We start from the raw sequence: 16,748 nt of genomic DNA on the forward strand, positions 1-16,748 counted from the left end.
CTCCTGCACACGTTCGGCCCGGACCGCGTCGCGGGGTCCGGGCCGTTCTGCTGCCCGCGCCCCGTTCTGCTCCGGCTACTTGTCGACCGGCTGCCCCAGTTGGAGGTTCCACCGCCCGAGCCGCCCGGTGAGGTTGGTCACCGTGTCCGGCCGTACGTCGAGGCGCCAGAACGCGGCGGCCGGCAGCTCCAGCGCGAACACCACGGCCGCCCGTACGACGGCCTGGTCGACCACGGCGCGGTGCGTGCCCGCGGGCAGAGCGGCGAGGGCGGCGCCGACGCGGGCGATCAGCGCGGCGACGGACTCCCCGCCGGGCGGTGCGTAGTCGGGGTCCGTCAGCCAGCTGCGGACCGCGGCCGGATCCTCGGCGGCGACCTCGTCCAGGGTCCGCCCGGCCCACTCCCCCGCGTCCGGGCCCTGCAGGCCCGCGAACTCCGGGCAGGGGTCGCCGTGGTCGAAGCGCACCTGTCGCGAGGCGTCGAACGGACGTCTCACGAACTGAACTCGTACCACGGCACTCTTCATAAGGGGAGCGTAAACGCGGTACGGTCTCGGACGACAACCTAAAAAAAGACGACGGTATGACGGAAGTACCGGTGAAAATCCGGCACGGTCGCGCCACTGTGAATCCTCCCGGAGGGGGAGGAGAAGTCAGACCCGCCATGTCGTCGCGAGCACCACTGACCGGGACGCGTGTTCCCTCTGGAGGTTCTGCCATGGCTCACTCCGCCGTGCCCACGACGGCCCCTGCCGTCACCCCGATCTCGCTCTCCGCGCTCGCCCCCTGGGCCCTGTTCGTCGGCGTCCTGATGCTGGTCCTGCTCTACCTCGTCGGTGCCGAGCAGGGCGCCACCGCGCTCTTCCAGGGCGACACCGTCCACGAGTGGATGCACGACGGTCGCCACCTCCTCGGCTTCCCCTGCCACTGATCGCCGCCTCGGCAAGGGAAGACCGAACCATGAACTCCATTTCCCCCCGCGTCCTGCTGGTGCGGGGCATGCTGGCCGGGCTGCTCGCCGGCGTGGCGGCGTTCCTCGTCGCGTACGTCCTCGGTGAGTCCAAGGTCGACGCGGCCATCGCCATCGAGGAGGCGGGCCACGCCGCCCACGATCACGGCGAGGAGGCGGCCCCGGTCAGCCGGGCCCTCCAGGCCACGGCAGGCCTCGGCACCGGCACGCTCCTGTACGGGATCGCGCTCGGCGGCATCGCCGCGCTCGTGTTCTGCTACGCCCTGGGCCGGATCGGCCGCTTCGGCCCGCGGGCCACGGCCCTGTTGGTCTCGGGCGGCCTGTTCGTCGCCTTCAACCTGGTGCCGTTCCTCAAGTACCCCTCCAACCCGCCGGCCGTCGGGGACCCCGACACCGTCGTCCGGAGGACAACCCTCTACATCCTGATGATCGCGTTGAGCGCGCTGCTCTCGGCGGGTGCGCTCATCCTGGGCCGGCGCCTGGCGCCCAAGCTCGGGAACTGGAACGCCTCGGTCGTCGCCTCGGTCGGCTTCGTCGCGGTGGTCGCCATCGCCTACGCGGCCCTGCCCGGCATCAACGAGGTCCCGGCGGACTTCCCGGCCGCCCTGATCTGGCAGTTCCGCCTCGCGACCGTGGCCATCCAGGTCGCGATGTGGACGACTTTCGGCCTGGCCTTCGGTTTTCTTGCCGAACGGGCCCTTGTCCCGGCCGCCGCACCCCAGGAGGCTGTACAGCCCGCGAGCTGACGATGAGGGGGCCGGTAGTACATGCAGACGGCGATCTGGGAATGGCGCGGCTGGACGGGCGCCGTCCCGTTCTGGCTCAACACCGTTCTGCTGCTCCTGGCCCCTTTCACCGCCGCCACGCTACTGGCCCAGGTCGGCCTCATCACGGCCCTGGCCGCCCTCGGCGGCCTGGCCCGCCACCTCTGGTTCGGCGACCACGGCCACCCGGCCATCCACCTCGCCGCCGCCCTCATGGGGGCGGCGGCGATCGCTTTCGTCCTCGTCTGACCCTCCCCGGCCCCGGGGCCCCGCCCCGCACTCATAGGGTCGGGTCCATGAGCTTCAGCGTGTACGCCCGGCGGGTGCGGGACCGCACGCTGCCGCACGCCCACCGGCGGAGCGCATTGCGCAGCGCCGTCGTCCTGTTCAAGCCCTTCGGGTTCCGGGCGACCTGGTCCTACCTCGGCACCGTCGGGGACCTGGACCGGGACGGGGACGCGCTGCTGAGGGCGCTGGAGAAGCTCGAGTCGAGCCGGGACGCGGGGATCGCCGAGCGGGCCGCGTTCGCCGAGCGGCGGCGCGAGGAGAAGCGGATCCTGCACCGGCAGCGTCCCTCGGCCGCCGACACGGAGTTCTTTCGGGGGCCCCGTTGGCCCGGGCCCGACGGGCACAGGGCGGTGGTCCACGAGGTCGCCCGGCTCTGGCGCGCTCACGCCGGGCCGGTTCCCGAACTGCCCGCGGGGGCCACCGGGGCGACCGGCCTCGACATCGTGGTGTGCGGGCACGTCCTCTCGTACCTGACGGCCGGCGGCCGTCTGGACCGGCATCGGCTGGATGCGGTCGCGGAGTGTCTGCCGGGACTGCGCCGGTGGGCCTCGCCGCCACCCCCGCACGACGCGGCATGCACGTACTTCCGGCGTCTGTTGAGGATGGCCGAGCTGATCCTCAACGACCCGGACGGCGCTACGCGGCAGCAGTAGCCGCTCCGCCGTCCACCCGCGCGCGGTACGCGGTGCACTCGTTCGGCCGTATCCTGCGCAATCCTCGGGTCAGGGGCGGTGCACCCGTCACCAGCTGGGAAGACGTCCGGGGCGGGGCTCCGACACGCCTGTGACGTGGCGTCAGTCTTCGGCGTTGTAACCGGTACTGACGGGCAGGGAGGGGTTCCACTGCTCTCAGGAGACCCGGCCGCCTGAGCCGGGGAATCGGACCAGGAGGGAATTCCATGCCCCGCGCCAAGTGGGTGGTCGGCGTGCTGACAGTGGCTCTGCTGGGCGCCGGCATAGGGATGTTGCGGAGCACCGAGGGCGCGCGGCCCAGCGCCGCAACCGCCGCGGACGCGCTGCCCTCGCGGGCCCTGGGCCTGTCCGGTCACCGCCGGCTCGTCGAGCAGCTGGAGCACTCGGGGCAGCACGCCGCCGCCAAGGGGCCCCGACCCGCACGGGCCGCCGGCATCACACCGCTGCGGGCCGCACGGCCGCTGCGGCTGCACATCCCCAGTCTGGGGATCGACCTGCCGTTGGGCGGGGACGGGGACGAAGCCTCCTGGGACCACGACACCCCGGCCCCGGGCTCGGCCGGCACCGCCGTGGTCACGGCCGCCGACCTGCGCCTCGCCGAGCTGCGACGCGGGCTGACCGTCGAGATCGCGCGCGCGGACGGCCGTACCGCCGTCTTCACCGTCGACCGCGTCTCGCCCGGCGGGATCAGCGGTCGCGGGCAGCGGCCCGGGCGGGCCCAACTGCGGCTGATCAGCGGTGAGACCACGGTCCTGGCGCGGCTGACCGGCCGGCACCGCACCGGCTGACCCCGCCGGCGCCGCCCCGACCGCCCCCGACCGCCCGCGACCGGCCCCGACCGCCCCGCGCACCGGCAGCTCCCTCGGCTTCTGTCAGCCGAGGGGGGTGTCTTCGTCCCCCGGTCGGGGGCTTCTGCACTCCGGTCGGGGAGTCGCCCGGCGTGTCGGGGCAGACCCCTCGCATGAGCGGGACACGGCAGGCACGCACGGCACTGGCCAGGGCCCTTTCGGCGGCCTGTGTCGTGCTGCTGTGCCTGTTCGCGTCCGGTCCCGCCGTCACGACGGCCGCAGCGGCGGCCGCCGTCGTCGAGCGCACCGGGTCCGGAGCGCCGAGCGAGCCGGGCGCGCCCGTCGAGGGGGAGTCCGATCCGGCCGCGGATCCCGAAGTGCGCCCCGCCGTACGCCTGGTCGTGCGCGGACCGGCGGGTGTACGGCAGCTGCCGCGGCCGGTGTTTCACGTGAAACACGCCGGTCAGGCGATGCGCGCCGAGTCGTTCGGGACGGACGGACCGATGCCGTCCGCGGGGACGGTGCGGGGTGTGGTCCTGCGCTGCTGAGCGGGCCGAGCAGCAGCGCGTCCCCCACACACACACACACACACACCCGAACACCGTGAGGTTCCGGCATGCCCATCGACCCGTACGCCGCCCTGAACGCCATGCTCCGCGCCGAGGTCACCCGCTCCGCCCCGCCGGCCCCGAAGCAGCCGAGCCGTAGGACCGCCGGCGAGGACGCCCCCGCCGCCTCCGTGGCCGCGGTGGCCACCTCTGCCACCGGCTCCGAGTCCTCGCCCGAGGACTGACCCGGGATACGGGCGGGCGCCGGTTCCCGTACGGGGACCGGCGCCCGCCTCGGCTTCCGGCTCAGGCCTCGCGTTGGTGGAAGCGGTAGAACGCCACCAGTCCGATGCCGATGCCGGTGATCAGGCCGATCCAGCTCGAGCGGAGGACCGAGTGGTCGGTGAGGCTGTTCAGGTAGCCCACGGCGATACCGGCGAAGACGCCGTACGCCGCCGCGTGCACTTCCCGCTTCAGCCGGGGGCCGACGCGGGCGAGGGTGAACATGATGCCGGCGAAGAGGGCGCCGCACAGGATGCCGTAGAAGACGTTGCCCGCATCGACCGGTCCCGTCTGGCGCTGCATGTAGGCCGCCCAGACTCCGTAGACCAGTCCGAGGAGCAGCGCCCGTGTCAGCTGGCCCCTGCTCGCCTCGTCCATGCCGGTCGCCTGCAGGTGCCGCCTCGGGGCGGTGGGTGCCGCGTGTGCCATGACAGGGCTCCTCTCTCCCATCATCCAGGGCACACCCGCCGCCCCCGCCCGGCAAGTGGATCAGCGGATCGGCGGATCAGCGGCCCCCGGCCCCGGCCGCGAGCCACGCGCGCAGCCGGGACGCGGCATCCGGCGCCTGCAGTTCGGCGCGGCGCCGGATCCCGTCGAGGTCTTCCGCGGCGAGGGCCTGGCGCCAGGCCAGTTCGGCCCGGTTCATGGCGTGCGCGATCGCGCACGCGGGGGCGTCGTCCGCGGTCGGGGCGCCACCGGGTCCCTGCTGCCGGATCTCCGTGCACCGGAAGGCCTCCTCGGTGCCTTCGACGGCGGCGACCACGTCCATGAGCGTGATCTCGGCGAGCGGGCGGGCCAGCCGGAAGCCGCCCCTGGGCCCGGGCGTGGAGGTCACGATGCCCGCCCGGGCCAGCGCCTGGAGCTGCTTGTTGAGGTACGCCGCCGGCAGGTCGTGCCATGCGGCCAGCCGCGCCGCCGGGACGGCGCGCCCGGGACCGGCCCAGGCCAGGTTGACGCAGCTGTGCAGCGCCCACTCGACGCCCTCGCCCATCCTCATAATCTGGATAGTAGGCGTCCAGAATCCCTTTCCGCAAGGGTGCCGCGCCCCGACGCACCACCGGCCCCCGTGCGAACGCCCGCCACCCGCCCGCAGCAGCACCGCTCGCGCCCCGCACCCTCCCGGCTTTCCCTGGTGACGTGCGCACCTTCCTCTCGGCGGTACTCATCGTCCTCGTGACCGTCCTCGTGCCCGCCGGCGCCGTCGCGTACTGGGCCGACCGCGAGCTGGGCAACGCCGACCGGTACACCGCCGCCATGTCCCCGCTGGCCGAGAACACGGCCGTCCAGGGCGTCGTCGTCGCCCAGGCGAGCCGCGCCCTCGCCGGGCAGATCGACGCCGGCCCCTTCCAGGGCGGGGTCGACGCCCTGCTCGGCGAGGCCCTCCACTCGTTTGCCGGCACCCCCGCCTACCGGACCGCCTGGGACGCGGCCAACCGCGCCGCGCACGCCGCCTTCCTCCAGGCCCTCACCACCGGCGACGGCGACGCCCTCACCATCGACCTCGCGCCCGTCATCGAGCAGATCAAAGGGGAACTCGTCGGCGACGGGGTGCCGTTCGCCGACCGCATCCCCGTGACCCACGTCTCGGTGAAGGTCATGGAGTACGACAATCTCGGCGCGCTCAGGAAGGGCTTCCACATGTTGCAGATCGCCGGCATCTGGCTTCCCGTGCTGACCGTGGTGCTGGCCGCGGCGGCGATCGGCGTCGCCGTCCACCGGCGCCGCGCCGTGATCGCCACCGGCCTGGGGGTCGCCGTGGGCGCCGTCCTGCTGTGGATCGCGGTGGCCGTCTGCCGCCGGCTCACGCTGGACGACCTGCCGGCCGACATCGACCGGGCGGCCGCCGCGGCGGTGTACGACGCGCTCACCGCGTTCCTGCGCACCACCGCCTGGGTGATCCTGGCGATCGGGCTCGCCGCCGCTCTTGCCGCCTGGTTGACCGGCCGACTGCGTCGCACCCCATAAGCTCGGAAGGTACCAACGCACTCAGACCGCCCCAGAAGAACGCAAGAAGAACGCAAGACCACGGAACAGCGCAGAAGAACCGATTCACGAGCGGCCGCACGGAAGCTGAATGAGCACCGAACGCACCGAACAGATACCGTCCGGGCGACCCCGGCACCGTCCACTGGCTCCGCCCGCCTGGCTGCTCAAGGGACTGCGGCCGAGCACCGCCCCGATCCCCTGGGCCGCGGCCGCGCGCGCGGGCGTCGCGATGGCCACCCCGCTCGCCGTCGGCTTCGCTCTGGACGAGCCCGAGTACGGGGCCCTCGTCTCGATGGGCGCCCTGTCCGGGGTCATCGGCGACACCGCCGACGCCTACCGGATGCGGATCCTGAACATCGCCGTGCCGCAGCTCTTCGGCGCGATCGGAGTCGCCCTGGGCACCCTGGTCTTCGGCCACGGCTGGCTCGCGGTGGGCGCCCTCACCCTGATCGCCCTCGTCTCCGGGATGATCTCCTCGATCGGCACGGTCGCCTCCGTCTCCGGACTTCTGCTGCTCCTCAACGCCGTGGTCGGTGCCGGCCTGCCGCTCCCCCGGCCCTGGTGGACGGCCCCGCTGCTGCTCGGCGCGGGCGGGCTGTTCGTCCTCCTGCTGACCCTGCTGGGCTGGCCGCTGCGCGGGCGGCAACCGGAGCGCGCCGCCGTGGCGGCCACTTACCGGGCCCTCGCCGACGCCCTGGAAGCCGCGGGCGGACCGGACTACGACGAGCGCCGCCGGCAGGTCACGCACGCCCTGAACCAGGCCTACGACCTGGTGCTGGGCCGCCGCGCCCGGGTGCACGGCCGCAGCCCCGCCCTCGTACGGATGCTGGCCCAGCTGAACGTGGTGATCCCGCTGGTCGAGGCCGCACCCGCCATGCACCTGCGCGGCAGACCCCTGCCGCCCGAGATCCCGGCGGCCGTACGGGACCTGGCGCAGGCCGTGGAACAAGGCCGCACCGGAAAGTCCGTACCGGAGCTGCCCGCACCGCACACCCCCGCCGAACGGGCCCTCGACGCGGCCCTGCGGCATGCGGCGGCCATCGTGCACCTGCCCGACCCGGACCTGCACAACATCGACGACCGGCTCGGCCGGCCCGCCGCGCTGACGGTCCGGGCCCGGCGGGCCGTGCGCGACATGGTGCTGTCCGGCGCCTCCTGGCGGTACGGGCTGCGCCTCGCGCTGTGCATCGGGCTGGCCCAGTGCCTGGTCTCCCTGGTGCCGGTCGAGCGGTCGTACTGGGTCGCGCTGACCGTCACCTTCGTCCTCAAGCCCGACTTCGGCTCGGTGTTCTCCCGGGCCCTGCTGCGCGCCCTGGGGACGGCGGCCGGGCTGGTCGTGGCCGCCGCCGTGCTCGCCGAGGTGCCGCGCGGCTGGTGGGACGTGCCGGTGATGGTGGTGCTCGCCGCACTGATCCCCGTGTTCTCCGTCAAGGGGTACGCCTTCCAGACCGCCGCGATCACCCCGGTGATCCTGCTGCTCTCGGACCTCCTCAACCACCAGGGCTTCGACCTGATCCGGCCCCGGCTGCTGGACAGCCTCATCGGCTGCGCCATCACCCTCGTCTTCGGCTATCTGCTGTGGCCCGAGAGCTGGCACACCCGGATCGGCGACCGGCTCGCCGACACCGTGGACGATGCGGCCCGGTACGTGGAACGGGCCTTCGGCGGCCATCCGGAGACGGAGGCCGGCCGGCAGGCCGCCCGGACCGCCCGGCTCCAGGCCCGGCGGCGGATCTACCGGGACATGTCGGGTGTACGGAACGAGTTCCAGCGGGCGCTGACGGAGCCGCCGCCGACGGGAGCACGGGCCGCCGCCTGGTGGCCGCTGGTCGTCGCTGTCGAGCGGATCGTGGACGCGACCACCGCCGCCCGGGTCCGGGTCAACCACGGCGCCCAAGCCCCCCGCGACGAGGAGGTGGCGAGCGTCATCACCGACCTGCACGCCCTCGCCGAGGGGGTGCGCAGCGCCCGGACCCCGGCCCAGCTGCGGCCCGCGGCCCCGCAGCCCGGGGACGAGACCTCCGTCCTCGCCCCGGTGCGCCAGGAGGTCGCGGCGGCCCGCGCGATCGCCTCCGCGGACCACTGACGCCGAACCGTCCGCCGGGCATCGGGCACCGTCCGCCGGGCACGGGGCACCGGGACGCGTCCGTCGCCCGAATGGCCCCGGGGCCGGGCCCGCGTGCCCGGGACGGGAGAGCATCGGTGCATGAGGCGCCTCTCCCTGCGCGGCCGCGCCGCGGCCCCGGTCCTCGCCGCCGTCCTCGCGGCGACGGCCGGGTGCGCCGATGTGGAGGGGCTGCGCAACGACGGCGACCTGGGCACGGCGCACGCCCCGGAGACCCTGTGGGAGAACATCCACCCGGACCCGCCCGGCCCCGGCCAGCAGCCCGGCAAGGCCGCCGTGGTCCCCGGACTGCCCAAGGCCGCGAACCGCAGCATGCGGGGCGTGAACGCGGTGGACGTCGTACGGGCCGACGTCACCGCCGCCACCGCCGAGGACGGCGGGACCGGTCGCCTCGTCGACCCCCGGGCGGTGCAGCGGATCTCACTGTGTACACAGGCTGTGGACGGAGGCCCGTACTGCCCGGTGCGGCCCGCCGTCCTGCGCGACGTGACGGGTGACGGCCGGGAGGAGCTGATCACCGCCCTGGACGTCGACGGCCGGGTCAGCGAACTGCGCGTCTACACCGTCCGCGACGACGGGTCGATCGCCCGGATCCTGTCCCGGCGCGGGGTGCTGGAGGGCGTGGAGGTGGCCGCCGAGCACCTGGCGGTCCGCGAGCCGACCTCGAACCCGGACAAGGTCTCCGTCTCCGACTACGTGTGGGACCCGAAGGCCGGGATCATGAACCTCTCCCAGCTCACCCTCGACGAATGCGCCGGCACGAGCGACAGCGGCATCCCGTGCTCGACGAGCAGGGTCTGAGGGGGCCGGGCCGCGATGCGGGTCATGAGCAGCCTGCGCTGGAAGATCGCCCTGACCATCGCGGCGGTGTGCTGCGCGGTCGCGGCGGGGCTCGGGATCCTCGTGCACAACGTGGTCGCCCGGCAGATCGTCGGCGAGGTGCGCAAGGACGCAGACCGGGAGCTGGAGCACGCCCTCGCCCACTACCAGTACGGCACCGCGCACGGTGACGTGAACCTCGCCCTCGACCCGCCCGGGCTGCCGGGGCCACTGCGGAGGCTGGTGGCCCGCGGCCTGACCGGGAGCATGGTCGGCGAGCACGACGACGTCCCCGTCATGTGGGCCGCGGCACCCGCCGACGGCAAGGCCCTCACCGTCTGGATCCCGTACGAGAGCACCCGCCACCGGCTGCGGGACATCGACACCGCGATCCTCGCCTCCTCGGCGCTCGCGGCCGGAGTGGTCGCGCTGGCCGGCGTGTTCCTCGCCCACCGGATCAGCCGGCGGCTGACGACCACGGCCGCAGTGGCCCGCCGGATCAGCGCCGGCGACCTGGACGCGCGCGTGGGGTTCCCCGTCGAGGAGGACGGCACGCGCGGCGCGTACGAGGGCAGCGGCCGGCGTCTGCCGCGCCACCGCGACGAGGTGGGGGACGTGGCGCAGGCGCTCGACTCGATGGCCGCGTCCCTCCAGAAGCGGATCGAGGCGGAGAAGCGCTTCACCGCGGACGTCGCGCACGAGCTGCGCACGCCGCTCACCGGCTCGCTGGCCGCGGCCGCCCTGCTGCCCGAGGGCCGCCCCAAGGAGATGATCAACGACCGGCTCAAGGCCCTGCACCTGCTCACCGAGGACCTGCTGGAGATCTCCCGGCTGGAGTCGGGCGTCGAGCAGGCGGATTCGGCCCGGGTGGAACTCGGCCAGGCGGTGCAGCGGGCCGTCGCGGCGACCCGCCTGGAGGCCTCGGTACGGGTCATCCGCGACGCGGTGGTGCTCACCGACCGGCGGCGGCTGGACCGGATCCTGACCAATCTGCTGGTCAACGCCGACAAGCACGGGGAGCCACCGGTCGAGGTGAGCGTCGAGGGCCCGGTGGTGGTCGTGCGCGACCACGGGCCCGGGTACCCGCCCGCGCTGATCGAGGAGGGCCCGCAGCGGTTCCGCACCGGGGACCCGGGCCGCGGCCGGGGCCACGGGCTGGGGTTGACGATCGCGGCCGGCCAGGCGGCGGTCCTGGAGATCGCCCTGAGCTTCGCCAACGCACCCGACGGCGGGGCGGTGACCACGCTCAGGCTCCCCGTCGGACGCCTGACGAACGACTGACGAACGGACATTCAGCACGAAACGCCCCTGGGCGGGCGGTGTTCCACGTGAAACAGCGCCCGCCCGGGGATGGATGCAACCGGTCGACGACCGCGCCTGCCGGCCCGATCAGACGCCGATGTTCTTGCCGTCCTTGCGCCAGACGGACACGACCGCCGGACGGACGATCTTGCCGGGACCGTCGGGCCACACCGACTGCGGCTTCTCGACGGACGCGCCGTCGATCTCGCCCGGGTGCTGGACGGCCACCAGGACGCGCTTGTCCTGGACCAGCGGGCCACAGGTCTCGGCGCCGCGGGGGACGGTCAGGAACTGCTTCAGCTCGCCGCGGCGGTCACCGGCGGTGGCGACACCGAACAGGCCGTCGTGGGAGCCGAGCTGGTTGCCGTCCGTGGAGATCCACAGGTTGCCGTGCGGGTCGAAGGTCACGTTGTCCGGGCAGGAGATCGGGCTGACCTTGTCCTTCGGGAAGCCCGCGAAGAAGGTGGACGGGTCCTTCGGGTCACCGGCGACCAGGAACAGGCGCCAGGCGAAGCCGTCACCGGCCGGGTCGTCGAAGTTCTCGGCGAGCTCCAGGATCTGGCCGTGCTTGTTCAGGTTGCGCGGGTTGGCCTCGTCCGCACCGGCCTTGCCGGCCTTGCCGCGGTCGCTGTTGTTGGTGAGGACCACGTACACGCGGCCGGTGCGCGGCGAGGGCTCGATGTCCTCGGGGCGGTCCATCTTGGTCGCGCCCACCTTGTCGCCGGCCTCACGCGTGAAGACGGCCACCTCTTCGGCGGTCATGCCCTCGACGTGCGAGACGTTGCCGGAGGGGGAGGAGGTGAGGAGCTTGATCCACACGCCGGAGCCGTCGAACTGGCCGTCGGAGGGGAGCTTGCCGGAGCCGTCGATCTCCGCGGCCGGGGAGTCACCGGTCAGCTTGGCGACGTACAGGGTGCCCTCGTCGAGCAGCGTGAGGTTGTGCTCCTTCGCCGCGCGCGCATTGCCCTTCTTCATCTGCTTCGACGAGACGAACTTGTAGAAGTAGTCGAACTTCTCGTCGTCGCCCATGTAGACGACCGGACGGCCGTCCTCGGTCAGGCGGGGCTGGGCGCCCTCGTGCTTGAAGCGGCCCAGTGCGGTGCGCTTGCGCGGGGTGGAGTTCGGGTCGTACGGGTCGAGCTCGACGACCCAGCCGAAGCGGTGCGGCTCGTTGGCCTCCTGGAGCACGTCGAAGCGCTTGTCGAAGCGCTCCCACTTGCGCTCGGTGGCGCCGGTGGTGACGCCGTAGCGCTTCAGCCGGGCGGCCCGGACGGGCTCGGTGACCTGGCCGGCGTTGGCGAAGTACTGGTTGAAGTTCTCCTCGCCGTGCAGCGTGGTGCCCCACGGGGTGGTGCCGCCGGAGCAGTTGTTGAGCGTGCCGAGGACCTTGGTGCCGGTCGCGTCGACGGAGGTCTTCACCAGGGGGCTGCCCGCGGCCGGGCCGGTGAGCTTGAACTCGCTGGTCGCGGTGAGGCGGCGGTTGAGCTGGTGGCGGTTGACCGCGGTCAGCTTGCCGCTGCGGTGGTCCTCCTGCACGACGACGACACCGAGGCCGTGCGCGGCCCAGGCGATCTCGACCTGCTCGCGGGTCGGGTTCGCCGGGTCGTAGCCCTTGAACATGAGGATCTCGTCGGTGTACTCGTGGTTGGCCACGAGGAGCTGCTGGCGCTCGTAGTCGCTGCCCAGCGGGAGCAGCGAGAGGAAGTCGTTGTTGTAGCCGAACTGGCCGGCCTGGGCGGCTGCGGTCTGCTTGTCGGCGTTGAACCCCGGAGCGCCCTTGACGATGGGCTCGCCCCAGCGGATGACCACGTTCTGCTCGTAGCCCTCGGGGACGGTGACCCGGTCGTCGGTGTTCGGCGCGACGGCCTTGAAGCGCAGACCGCGGGCGCCCGCGGCGTTGGCGGCATCGGCGCCGCCCTGGGCGTCGGCGGCGGGGGCGGCGGCGGCCGAGGAGCCGTTGCCGCTGAGCGTGATGGCGGTACCGGCAGCGGTGGCGACCGTGACGACGGCGGCGGAGCGGAGCATCGAGCGGCGGGAGTAGGCGCGGGCGATGACATCGCCGACGTACTCGTTGTCGCTCTTGTTCGGCACCTCGTGGAAGCAGGCGTCACCACAGCGGTAGCGACAGGTGAGGGCGGAACGGCCGCCCCCATGCGGGTTGCCTATGAGCGGCAGAAGCTTGCGCACGAATGTCCTCCGTAGATACACGGGCGCCGACATCATGTCGGTCGAATCCAGCGGTGACGGTAGGCGCGAGTTGCGCCGATGCGGCGGCGGCGGAATGAACGCCCGGTGAACCGGGCACGTCGGTGCGGGAGTTCGGCAAGATGGGGTGTGTGCTGGGTGGGCCGGGCGCCACGAAGGGCGCCCCTGCCGAAGTTCCAGCCAAGCGGCCGATAACCTTACGTGTCCACTCTGGGCAGGGATCAACCGCGCAGCACGGACAAATGACGCACGCACTCATGCGAAAGGCCTGGCCCATGGGTATTCGGAGCTTGTTGCGCAAGGTGTTCGGACGGTCTGCCGAGCCGGTTCCGGAGACGACGGACGGTACTTCGGCAGCTGTCCCGAGCCAGGCGGAACGCACCCCCCTGGACGTGGCGGCCGAACTGGTCGCGGCGTCCTTCGACAATCCGACGGTTCCCCCACAGTCCGCTCCGCGGGACCGTGAACCGGGGACCCTTCTCACCGCCCCGGCGCCGGACCCCACGGTCCCGGAGGCGCGCCGCCCCATGCCGGGGTCGGTTACGCAGGAACCTGCGGCTGCGGCGAAGCCGGTCGCCGAACCGGCAGCCGAGGCCGAGGTTGCGGCCGAGGCTGAGGCGCCCGCGCCGGAGGCGGCTGACGAGGCCGTCGCCGAGCCGGTGGCGGAGGTACAACCCGAGGCCGAGGCCCCCGTGGCCGAGCCCGAGCCCGAGGTCGAGGCCCCCGTGGCCGAGCCCGAGGTCGAGGTCGTTGTGGCCGAGCCCGAGGTCGAGGTCGTCGTGGCCGAGCCCGAGGCCGAGGCCGAGGTCGAGGTCGAGGTCGTCGTGGCCGAGCCCGAGGCGGAAGCCGTCGCGCCCGAGCCCGAGGTCGAGGTCGTCGTGGCCGAGCCCGAGGCGGAAGCCGTCGCGCCCGAGGTCGAGGTCGAGGTCGTCGTGGCCGAGCCCGAGGCGGAAGCCGTCGCGCCCGAGGTCGAGGTCGAGGTCGTCGTGGCCGAGCCCGAGGCGGAAGCCGTCGCGCCCGAGGTCGAGGTCGAGGTCGTCGTGGCCGAGCCCGAGGCGGAAGCCGTCGCGCCCGAGGTCGAGGTCGAGGTCGTTGTGGCCGAGCCCGAGGCGGAAGCCGTCGCGCCCGAGGTCGAGGCCGAGGTCGTCGTGGCCGAGCCCGAGGCGGAAGCCGTCGCGGCCGAGCCCGAGGTCGAGGTCGTCGTGGCCGAGCCCGAGGCCGAGGCTCCCGTGGCGGAGAACGTGGTCGAGGCCGCGGACATCGTGGCGGAGCCGGTCGTCGAGGCCGGCGGGGACGGGCCGGCCCATGCGCTGGCCGCCGTGAAGCGGCAGGCGCCCGGGGTGGCCGGGGCCTACAAGGCCGCCGGGCAGGTGCTCCGGGGCAAGGGCAAGGCCGGTGCGCGGGCGAAGGTGTACCTGGTCCTGGACCGGTCCGGGTCGATGCGCCCGTTCTACAAGGACGGCAGCGCCCAGCACCTCGCGGACCACGCCCTCGCCCTCGCCGCCCACCTGGACGACGAGGCGACCGTGCACACCGTGTTCTTCTCCACGGACGTGGACGGCACCGCCGACCTGACCCTCGACGCCCACGACGGCGCCTGGGTCGAGGCCCGCCACGCCGAACTCGGCCACATGGGCCGCACCAGCTACCACCGCGCCGTGGAGCAGGTCATCGAGCGCTACCAGAAGGACGGCGGCGACCACCCCGCCCTCGTGGTGTTCCAGACCGACGGTGCCCCCGACAGCGTCCGGCCCGCCAAGCAGGCCCTCGCGGACGCCGCCGCCTGCGCACCCGGCGTCCACTGGCAGTTCGTCGCCTTCGGCGACCACGACGCCAAGGCCTTCGACTTCCTGCGCAAGCTGGACGCCGAGAACGCCGGTTTCTTCCACGCCGGCCCGGCCCCCGCCGAGCTGACGTCCGGCGCACTGGTCAAGGGCCTGCTCCAGAGCTTCTGAGCCCGCCCGCACGTACGTACGGCGAAGGGCCCGGGATCCATCGGATCCCGGGCCCTTCGTGATGCCTGGCCGCGGCTGCCCGCGGCGGCCCGCGGTTAGCGCGCGGCGTCCGGGTGGACGGCCTCGGCGACCGGCTTGGCCTCCGCCGGCTTCGTCTCCACCGGCTTGCGCAGCGCGATGTTCAGCTCGCGCAGGCGGGACTCCTCGAGGACCGTGGGCGCGCCCATCATCAGGTCCTGCGCGTTGCCGTTCAGCGGGAAGGCGATGGTCTCGCGGATGTTCGGCTCGTCGGCGAGCAGCATCACGATGCGGTCCACGCCCGGGGCGATGCCACCGTGCGGCGGGGCGCCGAGGCGGAAGGCGCGCAGCATGCCGGCGAACTCGCGCTCGACGGTCTCGGCCTCGTAACCGGCGATCTCGAAGGCCTTCAGCATGACCTCGGGCTCGTGGTTGCGGATGGCGCCGGAGGACAGCTCGATGCCGTTGCAGACGATGTCGTACTGCCAGGCCAGGATGTCGAGCGGGTCCTTCTCCTCGAGGTCCTTCATGCCGCCCTGCGGCATGGAGAAGGGGTTGTGCGAGAAGTCGATCCGGCCGGTCTCCTCGTCCTTCTCGTACATCGGGAAGTCGACGATCCAGCAGAACCGGAAGACGTTCTCCTCGAACTGGCCGGCGCGCTTGGCGGCCTCGACCCGGACCGGGCCCATGATCTTGGAGACCTCGTCGAACTCGCCCGCGCCGAAGAACACGGCGTGGCCGGGGACCAGGCCCAGGCGCTCGGTGAGGACCTTGACGTTCTCCTCGGTGAGGAACTTGGCGATCGGGCCGGTCAGCGAACCGTCCTCGCCCACGCGGACCCACGCCAGGCCCTTGGCGCCCAGCGAGATCGCGTACTCGCCGAGGCCGTCGAAGAACTTGCGCGGCTGCGCGGCGGTGTCCGGGACGGCCAGCGCACGCACGTGCTTGCCGGCGAACGCCTTGAACTCCGAGCCCTCGAAGACGTCGGTGATGTCGACGAGCTCCAGCTTGGCGCGCAGGTCGGGCTTGTCGTTGCCGTACTTCAGCATCGACTCGCGGAACGGGATCCGCAGGAACGGCGAGGTGACCTCGCGGCCCTTGCCGAACTCCGTGAAGATCTCGGTCATCAGGCGCTCGATCGGCTGGAAGACGTCCTCCTGCTCGACGAACGACATCTCGACGTCGAGCTGGTAGAACTCGCCCGGCGAACGGTCGGCGCGGGCGTCCTCGTCGCGGAAGCACGGCGCGATCTGGAAGTACCGGTCGAAGCCCGAGATCATCAGCAGCTGCTTGAACTGCTGCGGGGCCTGCGGCAGGGCGTAGAACTTGCCCGGGTTCAGGCGGGACGGGACGACGAAGTCACGCGCACCCTCGGGCGAGGTCGCGGTGAGGATCGGGGTCGCCATCTCGTTGAAGCCGAGGGCCACCATCTTGGAGCGGATCGACGCGATGACGGCCGAGCGCAGCATGATGTTGCGGTGCATGCGCTCGCGGCGCAGGTCGAGGAAGCGGTACTCCAGGCGCCGCTCCTCGTTCACACCGTCGTCGGTGTTGATGGTGAAGGGCAGCGGGGCGGCTGCGCCGAGCACCTCGACCTCGACGGCCTCGATCTCGATCTCGCCGGTCGGCAGGTCGGCGTTGACGTTCTCGGTGCCACGCGAGACGACCTTGCCGTCGACGCGGACGACGGTCTCCTTGGAGAGCTTGTCCAGGACGGCGGCCGCGGCGGTGCCGGGGCGGGCGACGAGCTGCGTGATGCCGTAGTGGTCGCGCAGATCGATGAAGAGGATGCCGCCCAGGTCTCGACGGTTGTGCAGCCAGCCGCTCAGCCGGACGTCGGCGTTGACGTCAGAGGCGCGGAGCTCGCCGCAGGTGTGGGACCTGTACCGATGCATCAGTCATCCAGTTCTTCGCGATACCAAGGTGGATTCAACCCTCACAAGGTTACCGTCCGGGCCGGGGGCCGTGCGGGAGTGCCCGGCAGCCCCCGCGAACAGGCACGTCGGGG

General features: G+C 72.8%; 17 protein-coding genes. 12 read left to right on the forward strand and 5 right to left on the reverse strand.

All coding sequences use genetic code 11. The annotated features are described in order from the left end of the window. Nucleotides 1-75: 75 nt before the first annotated feature. On the reverse strand, nt 76-495 hold the full coding sequence (locus OG299_RS19440) for a histidine phosphatase family protein (protein ID WP_327362131.1): 420 nt from the start codon (nt 493-495) through the stop codon (nt 76-78). Nucleotides 496-716: 221 nt separating this feature from the next. Between OG299_RS19440 and OG299_RS19445 the strand changes: the two genes are divergently transcribed. The 7 genes from OG299_RS19445 (at nt 717) to OG299_RS19475 (ending at nt 4,293) form a co-directional block, all read left to right on the forward strand. Beyond that, the gene (locus tag OG299_RS19445; protein ID WP_266627303.1) at nt 717-929 is read left to right on the forward strand and encodes a CbtB domain-containing protein; all 213 of its coding nucleotides are present in this window, start codon (nt 717-719) and stop codon (nt 927-929) included. A 29-nt stretch (nt 930-958) separates the two neighbouring features. Then, the gene (locus OG299_RS19450) at nt 959-1,714 is read left to right on the forward strand and encodes a CbtA family protein (RefSeq protein WP_266627305.1); all 756 of its coding nucleotides are present in this window, start codon (nt 959-961) and stop codon (nt 1,712-1,714) included. Nucleotides 1,715-1,735: 21 nt separating this feature from the next. Beyond that, a complete protein-coding gene (locus OG299_RS19455) occupies nt 1,736-1,981 on the forward strand; it encodes a hypothetical protein (protein WP_327362132.1) in 246 nt (81 codons plus the stop codon). Nucleotides 1,982-2,028: 47 nt separating this feature from the next. Then, nucleotides 2,029-2,673, forward strand: coding sequence for a hypothetical protein (locus tag OG299_RS19460; protein WP_327362133.1), 645 nt, complete (start codon nt 2,029-2,031; stop codon nt 2,671-2,673). Nucleotides 2,674-2,918: 245 nt separating this feature from the next. Then, on the forward strand, nt 2,919-3,500 hold the full coding sequence (locus OG299_RS19465) for a class F sortase (RefSeq protein ID WP_327362134.1): 582 nt from the start codon (nt 2,919-2,921) through the stop codon (nt 3,498-3,500). Between the two features lie 173 nt (nt 3,501-3,673). Next, nucleotides 3,674-4,048, forward strand: a complete 375-nt coding sequence (locus OG299_RS19470) for a hypothetical protein (RefSeq protein WP_327362135.1) — start codon at nt 3,674-3,676, stop codon at nt 4,046-4,048. A gap of 68 nt (nt 4,049-4,116) precedes the next feature. Further along, nucleotides 4,117-4,293, forward strand: coding sequence for a hypothetical protein (locus OG299_RS19475; protein WP_266627315.1), 177 nt, complete (start codon nt 4,117-4,119; stop codon nt 4,291-4,293). Nucleotides 4,294-4,354: 61 nt separating this feature from the next. On the opposite strand, the gene OG299_RS19480 is transcribed toward OG299_RS19475, so the two are convergent. Both OG299_RS19480 and OG299_RS19485 read right to left on the reverse strand, forming a co-directional pair. Further along, entirely contained in the window at nt 4,355-4,759 is a 405-nt protein-coding gene (locus tag OG299_RS19480) for a hypothetical protein (RefSeq protein WP_327362136.1), read from the reverse strand. A 76-nt stretch (nt 4,760-4,835) separates the two neighbouring features. Beyond that, complete coding sequence (locus OG299_RS19485) at nt 4,836-5,321, reverse strand: RrF2 family transcriptional regulator (protein WP_327364552.1); 486 nt, start codon at nt 5,319-5,321, stop codon at nt 4,836-4,838. 146 nt (nt 5,322-5,467) lie between these two features. Here OG299_RS19485 and OG299_RS19490 point away from each other — a divergent pair, with 146 nt between their 5' ends. The 4 genes from OG299_RS19490 to OG299_RS19505 all read left to right on the forward strand — a co-directional run bounded on the left by OG299_RS19490 (nt 5,468) and on the right by OG299_RS19505 (nt 10,541). Next, nucleotides 5,468-6,295, forward strand: a complete 828-nt coding sequence (locus OG299_RS19490; RefSeq protein WP_266627321.1) for a hypothetical protein — start codon at nt 5,468-5,470, stop codon at nt 6,293-6,295. Between the two features lie 109 nt (nt 6,296-6,404). Then, nucleotides 6,405-8,402, forward strand: coding sequence for an FUSC family protein (locus OG299_RS19495; protein WP_266627323.1), 1,998 nt, complete (start codon nt 6,405-6,407; stop codon nt 8,400-8,402). Between the two features lie 120 nt (nt 8,403-8,522). Then, on the forward strand, nt 8,523-9,242 hold the full coding sequence (locus OG299_RS19500; RefSeq protein ID WP_266627324.1) for a hypothetical protein: 720 nt from the start codon (nt 8,523-8,525) through the stop codon (nt 9,240-9,242). A gap of 24 nt (nt 9,243-9,266) precedes the next feature. Next, on the forward strand, nt 9,267-10,541 hold the full coding sequence (locus OG299_RS19505) for a sensor histidine kinase (protein ID WP_405701765.1): 1,275 nt from the start codon (nt 9,267-9,269) through the stop codon (nt 10,539-10,541). A 108-nt stretch (nt 10,542-10,649) separates the two neighbouring features. Here the strand turns inward: OG299_RS19505 and OG299_RS19510 are convergent, their stop codons facing one another. Further along, nucleotides 10,650-12,749 carry a PhoX family protein gene (locus tag OG299_RS19510; RefSeq protein WP_327362138.1) on the reverse strand — a complete coding sequence of 700 codons (2,100 nt, stop codon included), beginning with the start codon at nt 12,747-12,749 and terminating at the stop codon, nt 10,650-10,652. A gap of 545 nt (nt 12,750-13,294) precedes the next feature. Here OG299_RS19510 and OG299_RS19515 point away from each other — a divergent pair. Beyond that, nucleotides 13,295-14,722, forward strand: coding sequence for a VWA domain-containing protein (locus OG299_RS19515; protein WP_327362139.1), 1,428 nt, complete (start codon nt 13,295-13,297; stop codon nt 14,720-14,722). 95 nt (nt 14,723-14,817) lie between these two features. Here OG299_RS19515 and aspS read toward each other — a convergent pair whose 3' ends face one another. After that, nucleotides 14,818-16,635 carry an aspartate--tRNA ligase gene (aspS, locus tag OG299_RS19520; RefSeq protein ID WP_266627330.1) on the reverse strand — a complete coding sequence of 606 codons (1,818 nt, stop codon included), beginning with the start codon at nt 16,633-16,635 and terminating at the stop codon, nt 14,818-14,820. Nucleotides 16,636-16,748 lie beyond the last annotated feature (113 nt).

Source organism: Streptomyces sp. NBC_01296 (assembly GCF_035984415.1).
Taxonomy (GTDB): Bacteria; Actinomycetota; Actinomycetes; order Streptomycetales; family Streptomycetaceae; genus Streptomyces.

Bases quoted from the DNA above. Each gene is read 5' to 3' on its own strand.
- OG299_RS19445 (WP_266627303.1), top strand. From the start codon at position 717: ATGGCTCACTCCGCCGTGCCCACGACGGCCCCTGCCGTCACCCCGATC.
- OG299_RS19450 (WP_266627305.1), top strand. From the start codon at position 959: ATGAACTCCATTTCCCCCCGCGTCCTGCTGGTGCGGGGCATGCTGGCC.
- OG299_RS19455 (WP_327362132.1), top strand. From the start codon at position 1,736: ATGCAGACGGCGATCTGGGAATGGCGCGGCTGGACGGGCGCCGTCCCG.
- OG299_RS19460 (WP_327362133.1), top strand. From the start codon at position 2,029: ATGAGCTTCAGCGTGTACGCCCGGCGGGTGCGGGACCGCACGCTGCCG.
- OG299_RS19465 (WP_327362134.1), top strand. From the start codon at position 2,919: ATGCCCCGCGCCAAGTGGGTGGTCGGCGTGCTGACAGTGGCTCTGCTG.
- OG299_RS19470 (WP_327362135.1), top strand. From the start codon at position 3,674: ATGAGCGGGACACGGCAGGCACGCACGGCACTGGCCAGGGCCCTTTCG.
- OG299_RS19475 (WP_266627315.1), top strand. From the start codon at position 4,117: ATGCCCATCGACCCGTACGCCGCCCTGAACGCCATGCTCCGCGCCGAG.
- OG299_RS19480 (WP_327362136.1), bottom strand. From the start codon at position 4,759: ATGGCACACGCGGCACCCACCGCCCCGAGGCGGCACCTGCAGGCGACC.
- OG299_RS19485 (WP_327364552.1), bottom strand. From the start codon at position 5,321: ATGGGCGAGGGCGTCGAGTGGGCGCTGCACAGCTGCGTCAACCTGGCC.
- OG299_RS19495 (WP_266627323.1), top strand. From the start codon at position 6,405: ATGAGCACCGAACGCACCGAACAGATACCGTCCGGGCGACCCCGGCAC.
- OG299_RS19500 (WP_266627324.1), top strand. From the start codon at position 8,523: ATGAGGCGCCTCTCCCTGCGCGGCCGCGCCGCGGCCCCGGTCCTCGCC.
- OG299_RS19505 (WP_405701765.1), top strand. From the start codon at position 9,267: ATGAGCAGCCTGCGCTGGAAGATCGCCCTGACCATCGCGGCGGTGTGC.
- OG299_RS19515 (WP_327362139.1), top strand. From the start codon at position 13,295: ATGCCGGGGTCGGTTACGCAGGAACCTGCGGCTGCGGCGAAGCCGGTC.
- aspS (WP_266627330.1), bottom strand. From the start codon at position 16,635: ATGCATCGGTACAGGTCCCACACCTGCGGCGAGCTCCGCGCCTCTGAC.